15 protein-coding genes are annotated in these 16,264 nt (G+C 42.0%); 6 read left to right on the top strand and 9 right to left on the bottom strand.

The annotated features are described in order from the left end of the window. The first annotated feature begins 121 nt into the window (after positions 1-121). Positions 122-559, top strand: coding sequence for a hypothetical protein (locus NSS82_RS01400; RefSeq protein WP_076105216.1), 438 nt, complete (start codon positions 122-124; stop codon positions 557-559). 36 nt (positions 560-595) lie between these two features. On the opposite strand, the gene NSS82_RS01395 is transcribed toward NSS82_RS01400, so the two are convergent. The 8 genes from NSS82_RS01395 to NSS82_RS01360 form a co-directional block, all read right to left on the bottom strand. After that, positions 596-1,510 carry a polysaccharide deacetylase family protein gene (locus NSS82_RS01395; protein ID WP_076105215.1) on the bottom strand — a complete coding sequence of 305 codons (915 nt, stop codon included), beginning with the start codon at positions 1,508-1,510 and terminating at the stop codon, positions 596-598. Beyond that, positions 1,482-2,804 (bottom strand): MFS transporter, encoded by a 1,323-nt coding sequence (locus NSS82_RS01390; protein WP_036687199.1) that lies wholly within the window; start codon positions 2,802-2,804, stop codon positions 1,482-1,484. Before NSS82_RS01390 ends, NSS82_RS01395 begins: the two co-directional genes overlap by 29 nt. 154 nt (positions 2,805-2,958) lie before the next feature. Beyond that, positions 2,959-3,492: a DUF1854 domain-containing protein gene (locus tag NSS82_RS01385; RefSeq protein WP_051491493.1), complete on the bottom strand. Its 534-nt coding sequence runs from the start codon at positions 3,490-3,492 to the stop codon at positions 2,959-2,961. Beyond that, a complete protein-coding gene (locus NSS82_RS01380; RefSeq protein WP_076105214.1) occupies positions 3,485-5,680 on the bottom strand; it encodes an ABC transporter ATP-binding protein in 2,196 nt (731 codons plus the stop codon). The genes NSS82_RS01385 and NSS82_RS01380 overlap by 8 nt, the downstream gene beginning before the upstream one ends. 160 nt (positions 5,681-5,840) lie before the next feature. Further along, positions 5,841-8,222: a phosphoketolase family protein gene (locus NSS82_RS01375; RefSeq protein ID WP_174890031.1), complete on the bottom strand. Its 2,382-nt coding sequence runs from the start codon at positions 8,220-8,222 to the stop codon at positions 5,841-5,843. A gap of 294 nt (positions 8,223-8,516) precedes the next feature. Beyond that, the gene (locus NSS82_RS01370; protein ID WP_036687196.1) at positions 8,517-9,239 is read right to left on the bottom strand and encodes a GntR family transcriptional regulator; all 723 of its coding nucleotides are present in this window, start codon (positions 9,237-9,239) and stop codon (positions 8,517-8,519) included. Between the two features lie 87 nt (positions 9,240-9,326). Further along, positions 9,327-9,515 (bottom strand): hypothetical protein, encoded by a 189-nt coding sequence (locus NSS82_RS01365; RefSeq protein ID WP_076101096.1) that lies wholly within the window; start codon positions 9,513-9,515, stop codon positions 9,327-9,329. 115 nt (positions 9,516-9,630) lie between these two features. After that, positions 9,631-10,329, bottom strand: a complete 699-nt coding sequence (locus NSS82_RS01360; protein WP_256715495.1) for a GyrI-like domain-containing protein — start codon at positions 10,327-10,329, stop codon at positions 9,631-9,633. A gap of 119 nt (positions 10,330-10,448) precedes the next feature. Between NSS82_RS01360 and guaD the strand changes: the two genes are divergently transcribed. The 3 genes from guaD to NSS82_RS01345 all read left to right on the top strand — a co-directional run bounded on the left by guaD (position 10,449) and on the right by NSS82_RS01345 (position 14,558). Continuing rightward, positions 10,449-11,813 (top strand): guanine deaminase, encoded by a 1,365-nt coding sequence (guaD, locus tag NSS82_RS01355; protein ID WP_038568158.1) that lies wholly within the window; start codon positions 10,449-10,451, stop codon positions 11,811-11,813. A 38-nt stretch (positions 11,814-11,851) separates the two neighbouring features. Beyond that, a complete protein-coding gene (locus tag NSS82_RS01350) occupies positions 11,852-13,204 on the top strand; it encodes a uracil-xanthine permease family protein (RefSeq protein ID WP_036687191.1) in 1,353 nt (450 codons plus the stop codon). Between the two features lie 202 nt (positions 13,205-13,406). Next, positions 13,407-14,558: a glycosyltransferase gene (locus NSS82_RS01345; protein WP_038573993.1), complete on the top strand. Its 1,152-nt coding sequence runs from the start codon at positions 13,407-13,409 to the stop codon at positions 14,556-14,558. 48 nt (positions 14,559-14,606) lie between these two features. Here the strand turns inward: NSS82_RS01345 and NSS82_RS01340 are convergent, their stop codons facing one another. Further along, positions 14,607-14,948 (bottom strand): nitrous oxide-stimulated promoter family protein, encoded by a 342-nt coding sequence (locus NSS82_RS01340; protein ID WP_036687189.1) that lies wholly within the window; start codon positions 14,946-14,948, stop codon positions 14,607-14,609. Positions 14,949-15,152: 204 nt separating this feature from the next. Here NSS82_RS01340 and NSS82_RS01335 point away from each other — a divergent pair, with 204 nt between their 5' ends. Both NSS82_RS01335 and NSS82_RS01330 read left to right on the top strand, forming a co-directional pair. Beyond that, entirely contained in the window at positions 15,153-15,635 is a 483-nt protein-coding gene (locus NSS82_RS01335; protein ID WP_038568157.1) for an RNA polymerase sigma factor, read from the top strand. Further along, positions 15,632-16,240, top strand: coding sequence for a zf-HC2 domain-containing protein (locus NSS82_RS01330; RefSeq protein ID WP_076105213.1), 609 nt, complete (start codon positions 15,632-15,634; stop codon positions 16,238-16,240). Before NSS82_RS01335 ends, NSS82_RS01330 begins: the two co-directional genes overlap by 4 nt. Positions 16,241-16,264: the final 24 nt, after the last annotated feature.

The following is a 16,264-nucleotide window of genomic DNA, read 5'->3' as shown; positions in this document are numbered from 1 at the left end:
CAGAGACAGCAGTACATACAGAATCACTGCTCCCAAATATTTTTTTATGATGAACCAGCACAAGCAACACAAAAATATCTGAGTAATATAGAAGTAAATAGACCAATGAGGTGATCCGCAAATGGCAAATACAACGAAGATTCGCAAACGTGCTGAACAGCTGAAAGGTAGACCCGTATGCATTACGCTACATGATGGACGTACGTATGTAGGATGGATAACCGGCCTCGATAAGAATGGACTGACCCTTTCCAAACCGCGTAAAAATAAACACAAAAAATCAAAAAAACACTCTTCTTCCCGCTCTCGGAAAGCAAACGTATCAGGATTAATGCCCTTATTCGGCTCACTTTTCGGAATGGGTGGAGGCGCTCTAGGCTCCGCAGGAGCAGGGGCTTCCAGTTCTGGAGGCGGTGGATTTGGCGGATTTGGGGGGTTCGGGGGAATCGGCAACTTTATTGGAATGGTACAAAAAACTATGCCGGTTATGAAGATGGGCTACAATATGATTAAATCTATTTCCCCCTTCCTTAACGGGCTAAAAGGATTAATGGGATAATCAAAAGACACCCCTCAAGGTGTCTTTTATTTTTGCTCATAATCTTATCAGGTTCTTTAACAATCTGCCTGCAGATCTTAACCGTGGACGTTTTAGATGCTCCTGTACATAACGATAATTCGTCAATTCAACCTTAGCATCACTGAGGGCATAGGTAAAATCATCATCAAAGGGCAACTTATACTCCCAAACGCGCTTACTCCAGTGCGGAATATTTGCTTGCATCCATGGATCGTCTATCCCGGGATGAATATAGGTCTCACTAACGCCATCCGGCAACGAATACAGCTTAGCAATAATAGATCTTTTAAAACTTTCATACGTCTCGCCTTCCTCTACACCAAAAGGATGCGACAGCAAATAGTCGGGAATCGGCACCCCAAACGTATCCGCCAGCCCTGCTCCAAGGGCAACTGGTCGTTTAATATTTTTCAGCGATGCCAAAAGCGGATCCTCAGCATGGATGTATCTGAAGAATCGTGAGGGCAATCCCCAGCGCGAAATTTTCCACAACGTCTGCGGTAGCAAGCTGCGTCCTGTTTCCATTCCGTATAAACTACCCATGTGGTTGTCTACATGGCTAATCACTATTCCCGACTGTTTTACTCGCTCGTACTGCGCATCTATCTCCTTTAGTACGGCTTTTGTCTGCGCTCCCTGTTCGAACTCTTTTACCGTCCTATATTGATGTCCGCTCTCGTCGTGAAGAGAAGTCTCTCCCGTCAGGCTCGCCCAGCGCAAAGCCTCAAATTCACTAGTCATCGTCAAGTGAAGTCCCACATTTCGTTGTTGCCTGCGACTACACCATGCAGCTGCCTCCTCAAACCCAGGGGCCACCGCCATAATCGTTGCGGAGGATACTTTTTCCTCTTCCAGCAGATGTTTAATCGCCTGATTCATGGGGGGACTTTGTCCAAAATCATCACAATTGATGATTAATTTTTTGTTCATAGTCAGCCTCACCTCTCAAAGAGTCCATAAATGTAAATTTCATTGTGAAGGATATGACAACAGCTATGGCCAACAGACATAATGGCACCACACTTATTAAATACCTAAATGTCGCTTCAGGATTGGACCCTGGGTCATCACCGCCTTGATAGCCAAAGATCATACCTACAATGAAAAAAGCTAACGCAGAGATTAACCCGCTTGAACGAGTAATGAATCCGCTTACAGCCGTGTAGATTCCTTCTCTTCTCAGACCTGTTTTTTCCGCATCCTCATCAATAATCTTGCCACCTACTATTGCTGGGGTCACTAGAAATCCGGCTAATCCGAAACCGACAACTACGCCAGCAGCCACACCACTTAAGAGATCATAACCAAACCATAACGGAATTACCGATAACGCATATAAGATCAGTGATAACCGCCACGCCTTGACCCCGTCCATCTTACGAATCATCCAGTACCACACGAATACTAATGGAATGACCGAAACAAACACAGCTGCGAGTAAAATCGATACCTGAGCCTCTGAGATATGAAGTACATATTTTGCATAAAAAGGAATCATCGAGCTTACAAGTCCATTCACCGTTTGAGCAAAAGAGTTCGAAATATTAAACACCCAAAACTTTTTATTCCGAATGGTCTCCCGAAAAGCTGGAATCAACTTCAAGGGTTCCTGCTCTGTGGGCTCCTTCTTTTCTTGGACATTCATCATACATAAAAACATAAATACTCCAAAGAGACAGGCATACACTATAGCCATATTAGAGAAATTAATAGCTGCAAAAATAATTGGCGTTAAGGCAGTACCGATTAACAAAGCAACGACCTGATAGCCTTGCTGAATCGCGGAAGCTTTTGCCCGAATACGGTCTCCTCGGAAGAGCTCCGGGAGTAACGCTCCATAGTTCACCCACAACACAGTAGCGACTGCCTCATAGAAAATAAGTGTGACTAAAAACCAAGTGAACAATCCATTCTCAGATAATCCGCCGGGAGGGGAGAAAACCAGTACAAATGCCAGCATAAATAACGGAATTGAGCCAAATACCCATGGTCTGCGTCGACCTAAACGAGTATCTGTGCGATCTGACCAATAACCAAATAACGGATTGTTTACCGCATCCCAGATCAGAAAGATTGTTCTGGCTAATGTAGCAAGTCCAATGCCCAATCCTAATTTTTCTACATAAAAGTAACTGTAAAATGAACTAAATGCCTGACTTGGAACCATCATCGCAAACATCCCTAAAGCAAAGGTGTACGGCGAATTGATCCATTTACGCTTCACTCACATACCTCCCATATGGAAAAGATCCGGTTGTAATATATTACCATACCAATGAGAGAACGCCATCAATTTTTTCCTTCGTAGAATCTACGGATAAAAAAAAGAGGCTCCGCAGACCATCAACAAATGGCTGCGGAGCTTTTTCACAACTAGACTATAAAACATCCTTCAGCTTGCTCCGGCTCTGAACATCCAGGGCTAGATAATCACGGATTTCGCATCTTTTCCCATTGATATCTGTAAGAATGATTCGCTTATGACTTGGATATTGCATATGCTCGTGCAGGTTCCGCATAACGATCCGGGTCTGGCCCAGATTCGTTTGCAGCTCCCAAATCCACATATCTGCTTTTTGCTTAATAGAATCAATGCGGGTTACAACCGGAAGAAAATACCGCAGCCGGAGCTCTGTGTCCACTTCCACGCGACTTTCTTCATCGAGCTGATCAATGTCACGAATGACTCCGATCTCCTCACTCTTGGAGTTACGAACTGAAATATACTCCGTGGTATATTGGAATGGAAATATACGAAAAAGAATTAATTCCTCATAGACCTGACCCTCCACTACTCCTTGAAACACGCCACCTTGACTGCGGCTAAAAGAGATTGCACCCGGTTCAAGAATGTTAATCTCATAGGGATCTTTAGGATTCAATTCCCCGTTAACAAGATTCGGATCACTCATGCATCTCAACCCCCTTAATCTGCGACATTTCCTTCTGTGCCTCAACTAGCTTGAAGTAAGCACCTTCTGCAGCAAGCAATTCCTCATGTGTACCCACTTCAATGATCTTACCGCGTTCAAGCACTACAAGCCGGTTCGCATTTCTTAGCGTGGATAATCGATGGGCAATCGCGAATGTCGTTCTGCCTTTTACCAGTCGCGAGATCGCTTCTTGAATTTGCCGCTCGGTCACTGTATCTACAGAAGCTGTTGCTTCATCTAGGATTAGAATTCGTGGATCGTGAATTATTGCTCGGGCAATAGACACTCGCTGCTTCTCTCCACCAGACAATTTATGTCCACGTTCCCCAACTCTTGTATCATAGCCATCCGGCAATTGAACGATAAAATCATGGGCGTTGGCGATTTTTGCAGCGCGCATGATTTCTAATTCCGTAGCGTCCGGTTTAGAATAGGCAATATTCTCAGCAATCGTTCCGTCGAATAGAAACGTCTCCTGCAGCACTACACCGATCTGACTACGCAGATCTGACTGGCTGATATTTCGGATGTCCACACCATCGATGGTAATGGTTCCCTCATCTGTGTCATAGAAGCGACAGATCATATTAATGAACGTCGACTTACCGGCACCTGAATGTCCGACCAGACCAATCATCTCGCCCGCACCCACTTTTAAATCCACGTTCTTGAGCACAGGATGATGTTTTTCGTATCCATAAGTAACCCGCTTAAACTCAACCTCACCATTTACGCGGCCGATGGCTGCTGGATTTACTGTATCAGGCACATCTGACGGAGTATCCATAATCTCAAAGACCCGATCTGCTGCTGAAATCGCATGGCTGGCCCAGTTGATCATTTGGCTCACCCACTGCAAAGGTCCGAGAAGCATCCCAAGGTAGGTCACCAAAGCAATTAGCGTACCGATGGATAATTGACCCTCCAGCACCGTTTTTCCGCCATAAAACCAAATTAATAACGTACCCACACCAGCAACCAACGCAAAAGCAGGAAACATCCCCTGCCATAAGCCTTCGATCCGAATATTATGCCGCACCAACTCCTTATTGGCGACCGTATAACGTGACATCTCTGTTGTTTCCTGGCCGAATGCTTTGACTACACGAATCCCCTGCAAAGAATCGCCAACCAAAGCGTTTAATCTAAAAATAGATCTCCACTGCTGGTACCAACGTCTGCCAATCATCGGCCATAACACGGTCGACAGCACCACCATAAGCGGCATAGGCAGCATAGCAAGCAGCGTTAGCTTCCAATCCATACTGAACATAATAGTGAAAATAGCGATTACCCGCAGCGATTCACCCGAGACCCAGATTACACCGTCAGTCATAAATTGCCGCATCGCCTCTGAATCATTATTCACCCGTCCAATAAATTGCGAAGATTGTCTTCGGTCGAAAAAAGATAAAGATAATTTCATCAAGGAATGATACACATCATGACGAAGATCACCCATGATTTTGGAACCAATCCATACCCCTATAAGTCCACGTACAGTCTGCATTAAAGTTATTACTAAGGACGTGGCTGCTAGCCCAATCACAATCCATAGAAGCGTCGAGCCCATATCCTTTTCTGTCAACACATTATCAACGATCATCTTCGTCAAAAATGGTGGAACAAGCTCTACCAATGTAGTAAAAATCAACATAATCGCCGCAGCGATCATTTGGATCTTATAAGGCTTAGCGTAACTCAACATCCGAAATAGAACCTTGCCGTTACTCTTGCACACCGGACAAGCTTGTGAATCTTCCGGCAGCGGATTGCGGCATTTTGGACAATTTCTTGGAAACTCTTTTTCAGAAGCGGTTGGCCGTTCCTCGCCTTTAGCTACAGCGCCAATTAATTTAGCAGCAAAACCAAATATAGAGGTAAGTGATGCTGTATAACGTATAAGTATAATCGGCCCCTCTTGGGTATCCACAAGCAACGAACCGCCGCCTACCCCGCCTACTACCCGGGCATCGGTAATATTCGAGACTAGAAGCTTTGAGACCAGTTTCCCGTCCGTCCCCCAAACGGAAACCTCCTTCTCAGTCAATACAAGCCACTGCTCACCGAATTGCCCATCTTTCATTAAATCAGATACAGAGTGAAATAAAGGTTGTTCTGCAAGCTGTATTTCTATAGACTTGGGAAGTTTATCAATAGATGTCATACATTTCTCCCCTTTCTTTACCCACCTATTTACTCACATATATTTACAGTGGTAAAGATGAAAAAATGATTATAATTGTTTTGTATGGTTACTTGAACAAATAAAAAGACACCTCTAAAGGTGTCTTTTTGTATTACTTCCTATGGTACTGGCTATACGTTTATTTCAAAGCTTTCCATACCCAGTTCTCTACTTCTGGCAAATCAATACCCTCTTCACGAATGAATTGGTGATGTTTCTTAACGATAGCATCCATTTCATCTGCGATCGCTTTATAGTCGTTAGCATTAGGCAAGCTCAGAACAGCTTCCTTCGCCAAGTCAAAGCGGTCCATTTGATTCAATACGCGCATATCGAATGGTGTTGTGATATCGCCATTCTCGCGGTATCCGTGTACGTGCAGGTTATGGTTATGGCGATCAAAGAACAAGTCTTTAATCAGACCTTCATATCCGTGGAAAGCGAAGATAACTGGTTTATCTTTTGTGAAAAATTGATCAAACTCTTCGTCAGATAAGCCACGCGGATCTAATTTTTGACTTCTCAGTTTCAACAAGTCTACCACGTTGATATATCTAATCTTAAGGTTCGGCAGTTTTTCATGCAGGATAGAGATTGCAGCCAAGCTTTCGATAGTTGGTTCTGTACCTGCAGAAGCAAAGACAACATCAGGCTCTCCACCTTGATCGGTGCTTGCCCAGTCAATAATCTTCAGTCCTTTATCCACCAGCTCTTGTGCTTCATCCGCACTGAACCATTGTGGACGAGGATGTTTGGAAGAAACGATCAAGTTAATTTTTTGACGGTCATTTAAGACGGTGTCAAAGACAGCCAGCAAGGAGTTCGCATCAGCCGGCAAATACTCACGGATAAATTCTGGTTTTTTATCAGCCAAGTGACCTAGCAAACCTGGATCTTGGTGAGTGTAACCATTGTGGTCTTGTTGGAATACAGTTGAAGTTGCTACCACATTCAATGATGGAATATCCGCACGCCAGCTTTGATCTGTTGCTTTACGCAGCCATTTGAAATGCTGAGTAATCATCGAATCCACGACACGCAAGAAAGCTTCATAGCTTGCAAAGAAACCATGGCGACCTGTCAATACGTAACCTTCAAGCAAACCTTCTGCCTGATGTTCAGACAATTGGGAATCGATAACACGGCCATAAGAAGCTAGGAATTCATCATTCGGCTCAATCACTTGATCCAACCATTGACGTTTCGTCACTTCAAAGACAGGTCCCAGACGGTTGGACATTGTTTCATCCGGTCCGAAAATTCTGAAATTGCGGTTCTCTTCGTTCAGAGAGATAACATCTTTCATGTATTTACCCAGAACGGCCATGTCTTGTGCTATTACTTCACCTGGTTTGGAATTATCAAGTGCGAACTTACGGAAATTGGGTAAGTTTAGATCTTTAATCTGGTTGCCAGCATTAGTAACTGGGTTCATTCCCATACGTCTGTCGCCAGTTGGCAGAATCTCAGCAAGTTCAGCGTTCAGACGACCATTGTCATCAAATAATTCTTCTGGTCTATAGCTGTTCATCCACTCCAATAACGCTGGAGCATGTTTCATATTCTTTTGATCCACTGGAATCGGCACCTGATGGGCACGGAACGAGTTCTCATTCGGAACACCATCCCATTGCTTTGGACCCGTCCAGCCCTTAGGAGAACGGAAGACCAACATTGGCCAAACCGGACGCGTAAGGTCATTGTTGTCACGTGCATTCTTTTGAATCGCTTCAATTCTTTCTACGATGGTATCAAGCACCTTAGCCATTTCTGGATGCATTAGATCAGGATTTTCGCCTTCAACGAAGAACGGTTCCCAACCCATACCTTTAAAGTATGCAGTAATTTCTTCTTTGGATTGACGAGACAGAATCGTTGGGTTACTGATTTTGAAACCATTTAAGTGCAAGATCGGCAGAACTGCACCATCAGTAACTGGATTGATGAACCGGTTGGAGAACCATGAAGCCGCTAATGGGCCAGTTTCAGCCTCTCCATCGCCAATAACAACAGCGGAGATTAAATCTGGATTATCCAGAATTGCACCTACACCGTGGGATAGAGAATAACCTAATTCGCCACCTTCGTGGATCGATCCAGGTGTTTCAGGGGCAGCATGGGAAGCAACTCCACCTGGGAAAGAGAATTGTTTGAACAATTTCTTCAGACCTGAGATATCTTGTGTAATTTCCGGATAAATTTCAGTATAGCTACCATCGAGATAGGAGTTCGAAACCATGACCTGACCGCCATGACCAGGACCCTCGATATAGAACATATTCAAATCATATTTAGTAATGACCCGATTCAAATGGGCATAAATAAAGTTCTGGCCGGGAATAGTTCCCCAGTGTCCAATTGGCTTAATCTTTACGTCTGCTTCTTTCAGCGGTTCTCTTAACAACGGATTATCTTTCAAATACAGTTGACCTACAGAGATGTAGTTAGTTGCGCGCCAGTATGCATCAAGCTTCTCTAAATAAGTTTTTGATGAGTAATCAACATCCATGGATAATACCATTTCTTCCACTCCCCAAAATTTTTTCTGTGTCTACATTGCCGTAATTTCTTCCACAAGTACATCATACCGCCGCCAAAAATTAATTCAACCTTTTCAACAAATGATACGGTCCAATTTTGTGAAAATATGAACATAGTATGAAAAACGGTGTCAATTGTCTGTAAAAATACGTCAATATTAATATATATGTAAAAATATGGGCTGAAGTTTGCGGGAGATATTTGCTGCTTTTCCTTCATCTATTTTGCGCAAAATAAAAAAAATAAGACCGAGAAAAATTCCCCAGTCTTACTTTTAATGAACGGACACAAAGGTATTAAATTTTAAGTATTTATAGTGGAAACGCATATGGGAGAATTCAAAGGGTGTGCCATTATCTAAAAAGAAAATCCCTTCCATAATGCTTACTGGCTCATTCGCCTGCAAATGCAGCAGCTCTTGATCCGTAGCCTCAGAGGGTTCTGCGGATATCGATAAAAAGGATTTGGTTACCGCCAGGTTCCGTGAATCCTCCAAATAATTAAAGATAGATCCTTCAATAATAGTCTGATTTAAGTTCTGCACGATTTTGATTGGGATATAACCCGTTTCAATCATAAAGGGTTCATCATCAAAAAGACGCAAGCGAACGATTTTGTATACAAAATCATGTGGTCCTAAAAACAGATCCCGTTGCAGTTCTTCCGTTGGTGGAATGACCTCGAATTTCAGAACTTTAATCTTTGGCTTCTTCCCATTCATTTGAAAATTGTCGGTGACACCTAAATTAGAGCCTTCGTAGTTAAAAATAGATTCATTTTTTATGTATAAAGGATTTATAAATGTCCCTGAGCCACGCTTTTTAAAAATAATTCCGGCATTTGCCATTTTAGTCAGAGCACTTTTAATAGAACTACGACTCACTTGATAAGTTTCACTAAGCGTTCGTTCATCCGGTAATTTCATATCGGGGAACTGCCCAGCAAAAATTTTCATTTTTAAGTCATCAATAATTTGTTTGTAGACAAACTGTGTCATGAAGTACTCCTTTTCAGGTCGATACAAGTTTTATTTCAATCTTTACTATAACATAATAACCAGACGTTTATAATCTATCCGGCCACCTTATTTACGACGGCGATTTGTCATGCGATTGTACATCACTAAACCGGCAATGACCATGCCCAGCGTTCCCATACTACTCGCTGCTTCAGCCTGCATACCAAACAAAATGCACAGGTTAGTGACCAAGCTTTTTGTAAGTACAGCAACAATAATTAACATCAACGGGCGCCAAATGTTGTATCTTCTCATCCAGGCAACACTCCTAATCCAATTTTCTCAAACTATCGATCGATTTCATCTATTATATCACAAGATGGTAACCGCATTCATTTCCTATAACCGTAAAGGAATCGAAGCCGACCTGCTATTTTTTATTAATTCTATATCTTAAAATGGTTTTCAACTTTTCGTGTTCTACTTTTCTAGCATCCGACAGATAAATTTCTCTATGAACAAGCGTTTTTAGCACATAATTGTTTTCATCTATAAACATTTTTAATTGTTGGAATGATTCAGGTTCACTATCATATGAACCAATATGCAAGATTTGCACCGATAAGCCATCTTCTAATTCATCAAAATATGCCTCTTTCAATAGGGGGTGAGGTTTCTTTTTATTTACTATCTCAAAAGCTCTTTCTACCGTCTCTCTTGTTACAAAATCCGGTTGTCTTATCATTATTGTATATAGTAATTCATCTTTTATTAAATCCTTGTGATTTCTACCTTCCTCTGTCAAATCCCATAATCCTTCGAGTGGATATACCGTATAATCAAAATAACCCTCCGGAGTAAATCCATTTTTAGGCATCATTTTCACCGCATAGGCCAGAGAGTATAGAACCCCGACTCTTTCTGAAAAATCCTCATGATTAGGATCACCTTTACCTTTTATACAGATGAATTTCTGTTTCCCAACTTCTAATAATTGCGGCTTAGCTTTGGGTTGATATAACTCCTTTTCATGCTTTCTATATTCATGTTTTGGCATTTTGCTTCCCCCTATCTTTTTCTGTATTCTAGCATAGCGAACATGACGTCTATGCGTCATATTCGGTTTCAATTCCTCCGCTCCTCCTATCCGTCAATTACGCCTTTATTCGACTTTTGGTCTGGACTTATCCTTTTTCACGGATTATAATAACGAATGCACACCAAAAGACGAACATTAAGGCGGAAATCATGAGAAAATATATGCAAATATTCCTAGGCACTTCATTTTCTAGCCTATCCCCAAAAGAAATTCAAATTTTAAAGGACCATCTCTTCTGTATCAACACGGATGGGATGATAGAAATGATTGTTGCACCGAAGCACCCCGACTATCAACCCTTGCTTGATGCTTATCAAGGTCAGGACAATTTTCATGTATTAGCTGAAGGCCAGTATTTTTTGCCCGGCTTTATCGACCTGCATGTTCACGCGCCACAATGGGCTCAATCTGGAACTGCATTAGATATTCCACTCTATGATTGGCTAAATACTTATACCTTCCCACTGGAGTCTAAATTCTCGGACCTGGCTTTTGCAAAAAAAGTCTACGATGACGTGGTTGGCACTTTGCTCGCAAACGGAACAACTACAGCACTTTATTTTGCAACGGTGCATAAAGAGGCCAGTTTATTATTGGCTAAAATATGTGCGGAAAAAGGGCAACGTGGACTCGTTGGAAAAGTGGTTATGGACGATCCGCAGGGAAATCCTGAGAATTACCGCGACTCCGACACCCATACCGCACTAGTGGATACGGAAGAATTTATACTAGCTGTACAAGAACTCGCTAAATCTACTAAACAAGGCGTATATCCGGTAGTGACACCAAGGTTCATTCCAAGCTGCACTAATGAGGCTTTACAAGGCTTGGGAGAACTAGCCGCTAAATATGATACGTATGTTCAATCGCACTGTAGTGAAAGTGATTGGGCGCACGGTTATGTGCAAGAACGGTTCCAGAAGAACGATGCTTTTGCCTTGCATGATTTTGGTCTGCTCAGTGATAAATCTGTAATGGCACATTGTAATTTTTTAGATGAAGATGATGTGAATTTGTTTGCAGAGACAGGAACAGCAATTGCTCATTGTCCGATATCCAACGCGTATTTTGCCAATAGTGTTATTCCGATCGCTGACTTCCATGCCAAAGGCGTGGAGATTGGTTTAGGCTCTGATATTTCCGGAGGTTTTTCACCTAGTCTCTTCGATAACATTAGACAAGCCGTAATGTCTTCAAGAATGCTGGAGGATGGTGTGAATCCTTCCCTGTCTGCACCAAATCGCGGAGTACCCGGATCACGGATTACGATCCATGAATCCTTTTATCTTGCTACCGCTGGCGGCGGGGAAAGCTTAAGCTTACCTATCGGCCGGTTACTAGAAGGTTATACCTGGGATGTTCAAATTATTGATACGAAATTACCGTCGGCGAAATTGCCCATCTTTGATGAGAATGAGGATTTGCAAGATATTTTTCAAAAGATAATGTATCTGGCCCGGCCTGAAAATATCCGTGAAGTCTGGGTACAGGGTGAAAAAGTTCATTCGCGTTAAAGATTAATTAAACTAAAAAACTTAAGGTGGGCATCGGAGTGAAAACACAAGCAAACGTACAAGAGCAAGCACATTTGGAATCACAGCTATTAACTGTCCTACCCGATGAAAAAGTTTCATTTAGTAAATCCGTCATTCTCGGTTTTCAACATGTATTGGCTATGGATGTCTATGTAGTGCCATTCCTTATTGCGATGTTAATCGGCTTACAACCCAATCAGTCCAGCGCGTTAATCCAATCCACCTTTATTGCCGCAGGACTTGCAACGATTGTGCAAACCTATTTCTGTATGAAGCTGCCTATCGCTCAAGGTCCTTCTTATGTTCCGCTTGGTGCGATCGTCAGTATTTATGCGGCTAGTGGTGGCGGGGAGCTCGGTTGGAGCTCCGTGTTAGGTGCCAGCTTAATCGGGGCCATCCTGGTTATTATTTTGGGCTATGCTGGAATTTTTAATAAAATCGTCAAAAACTTTATCCCACCTATCGTAGGAGGCACAATCATTTTCATTGTAGGTCTATCTTTATTGCCTGTTGCGATCAGAGATAATATCTACGGAGCCTCCGGCGCTTCAATTAATCAAAACGTATTATTAGCCCTTATTTCAGGCGCTACACTGCTTATTTTTGTGATTCTCGGTACTTTGTTCCGTAATAAAGGATCTATCTTCCGAATTCTTTCCGTAATGATGGCGTTAGTAGTCGGATGTATTTCCGCTAATATTATGGGCGTTTTAGATTTCTCAGCGATAAGCAACGCTAAATGGTTTAGCATGCCGCGGATCGCTTTTGTTGATTTCGGCTTTTCCTTCAACTTTTCAGCTATTATCACCATGGTTATTATTTATATCGTGCTGCTGGCTGAAACAACAGGCACCTGGTTTGCGGTCAGCAATGTAATCAATAAACCTTTGACAGACAAAAATATTAACCGCGGCGTAATTGGAGAAGGAATTGGCTGTCTTATTGCCTCTGTGCTCGGTTCGACTCCTGTTACAGGTTATTCAACTAATGCAGGGATCATCTCCATTACAGGTGTTGCCAGCCGCCGGGTCTTTCTCGCTGTAGGAGGATGGTTTGTCCTCTTTGGTTGTTCTGGTAAACTCGCCGCTTTGATCTCTTCCATTCCATCCGCTGTAATCGGCGGCGTCTTCGCCATCATCTGCGGCATCATCGCAATTAATGGTGTGCAAGTAATGAAGAATGTAACTATCGGCGAAAAAGAAATGTACATTATTGCCTTACCTATGATCATCACCTTGGCGTTGGTACTCATTCCTGGTGACTACTTGAACTCTTTACCTACATTCGTGCAGTATTTATTAGGCTCACCTATCCTAGCTGCTTCATTGGCAGCGATCTTATTGAATAAATTATTACCTAGTGGAAAATAGAAAATAAAAAGGAGCAGCCCCTAAAGGAATCGATAGATCTCCTTTAGGGGCTGTCTTTTTTAAAGATCATCCCATATTGGCCCCTGTCCACTGCCTATTTCGATCCTTAAAGGCGTTTGACTAGACCAGGCTAAAGTCCCTGAATATATTGTTATTATTTATCCTATTCAAGGGCTTTTATTAAATGGTGGGGGTGATCATTCTGGCTATCCGTTACAGCATCATAATTCCAACCTATAACCGACTTCAGCAGCTGCTACTTACACTCACTTCATTCGAGACACAGACCTATCCCAAGGATCGATTCGAGGTGATCGTCGCAGATGACGGTTCTACAGATGGTACCAAGGAAATGGTCGAAAGCTTTCAAACTTCTTATCCGCTTATTTATGTCGCTCAGCAGGAACAACGCGGCCGTTCTGCCGTGAGAAATCTGGGGCTGAGTCAGGCAAAAGGGAAATACGTCATCTTCTGCGATGCGGATTTTCTAGTATTCCCTGACTTCATTAGGATCGTAAACCAGTATCACCGTAAATATCCTAAGTCCATAATTTCAGGTATTCCACACTCATGGGATGACGCTTATACCCACTACTACCCAGACTTTTCTCCTGAAGAAAAAGAGCATTGCCGCAATACACTTTCGCCTTCTAACTTATGGAATCCCGACTTCGAATCAGCGACTGAAATCATCCCATTAATCACACCCAATGATATCCTTCAGCAGACGGAGACGTTATCAAAAGTCACCTTTCCCTCAAGAGTTCCTCCAAATACTAAAAAACAATTTGCCAGCACAGATGTAGCCCCTTGGATGTTACTCGTCACACGTTGTGTGTCCATAAGACGCAGCCAATTAACTCGTGCTGGAGGTTTTAATGAACAGTTTATCCTCTATGGACTCGAAGATTGGGACCTTGGGTATCGACTGCATCGATTAAAAATCCCTTTTCACAGCATCAAAGAAGTTGTCGGCGTTCACCAAGAACATCCAACCCACTTCAGAGGAAACCTCATAAATATTGAGAATCTAAAAATCATGTTCAAAAGCTACGGGTTCAATGACTCCTCCCTAAATCTGTTCGCCCTTGTTCCCCCAAACGAAGACTTAGAGAAGTATAAACATACTTTACGGGTCTTGCGCAGAGGATACCGAACGAAGTTAACCCGTTCATCAGCAATATTAATGAGAAGAACGTTACGGATTGCCGCCAAACAGCTCTATGAACCCAAGGATACCGCCGTATACCAAGAGTCGTTAAGACGGATAAGTGTAAAAGTAAAGAGAAGAAAAAGCCGGGTTGCCCGGGTTTTGCGAGAGATTTTGGTGAAGGCTGAAAAACTGGGAGAATGATATCTAAAAACACATTAAGCCGGGCATCAAATGATGTCCGGTTTTCACTTATTTTCTCAATTTATTGGGTAGCGGAATATGCCTAATCGACTCAATGGGATGATAGAGCAGCATCCACGGACCAGAAAAACGCATAACCCCTTTAATTCTTTGGCGATAATCCGGTTTGTAACAATGAACAGGACATTTGGCACAAGCTGTTTTCTCTTCACCAAATTTACAATAGGCTAGCCTCTTCAGCGCATACTCATTTAATTCCTGACATTCCTCACAAAACCCCTTATGATGATGTTTTTTCTTACAATATATACGAATCATTTTGGTAACAAGCTCTTGTTCTTTTTGAATTTTAGGACCCTCATTTAACTGCCGGTTTACCTTTGTTATCATATATGAACCCCCTTGTAACTTGTACAATAAGATCTCATGTAATTATAAAGGGTAACCCTACTGTGAAACCAGCCTTAACGCTGAACCTCCTTAATTCCCTCACATACCGGGGATGAAAGCGATAATTGTATAAATCAAATTTTTTAAAAAAAACTTGTAACGTTTATAGCTTTTTACGGATATATAACTTGAGGAGGTGAATGGATGCAGGACAACGAGCAATTATACAGGGAATATTCAACCCAAGTATATAAATTCGTATTTAGCCTTTGTCATAATCACTTGCTGGCAGAAGAAATTACCCAAGAAACTTTTTATAGAGCTATAAAATCGATAGACAAATACGATGGGACCTGCAAAGTATACGTATGGCTCTGTCAAATTGCTAAACATGTGTGGTATCAGGAGCTGGACAAGCAGCGCAAGCGGAAGTCTGAGGAATTAGAAGACGCTTCTTTGGCTAACGCAAATTCAACAGAATCCCAGTTCATTTTTGCTCAGGACAAAATGGATTTATTTAAACAACTTCATTTACTTGATCCAAATACCAAAGAAGTATTATATCTGCGTTTAACCGGAGAATTCAGTTTTCGGGAAATTGGCGAAATTCTTGGAAGAGACGAAACCTGGGCAAGAGTTACCTTTTACCGTGGAAAACAAAAATTGATGAAAGGAAGATCTTCATGAAATGCGAGATTATTCAGGATTTATTACCTTCCTATATTGAAAAGCTAACCTCTGTACATAGTAACGAAGAAATCGAAAAACACCTGCAATCCTGTGAAAGCTGCCTTCAATCCTATAATGAAATGACCGCCACAGCAAATCTAAGTGTGCCTATTATTGATAAAGAGGAAGTTAACAAACTCAATTATTTTAAAAAAGTGAAAAAAAAGAATATAAAAACTCTCATTTTTTCCGTCTTATCGGTACTTATACTGGCTACGGCCCTTATTGGATTTTTTGTTATCGGTTTCCCTGTATCCTCTAAAGATGTAGTCATAGATTATCAGAAGACAAAGGATCGTTTGGAGGTTCATCTAACTTTGGAAAATGGCAAGGACCTCGTGTTCTCAGGAAAAACTAAATTTATCCGCGATGAGAATAATAATGTAATCGGTTCTGAAACTAGGTATACGCCTAGAGGTTTACTTCATAATCCCTTTGATGATGTAGGAAAAAAAGTTATGTTGGGGACGGAGATTCATACCGATCTGGATTTTCCAAACAAGTTTATTCTTGAATTCAAAGATAAATCTATGACGTTTGTTAATGGTGTTTTAGTGGAGTAGACATGCCGCAAAAATAAAAAAAGA

Origin of the sequence: Paenibacillus sp. FSL H7-0735 (assembly GCF_038008505.1) — a bacterium.
Taxonomy (GTDB): Bacteria; Bacillota; Bacilli; order Paenibacillales; family Paenibacillaceae; genus Paenibacillus_AQ; species Paenibacillus_AQ odorifer.
Note: the sequence above shows the minus strand (reverse complement) of the source record. Positions and strands in the feature narration are given on the sequence as shown.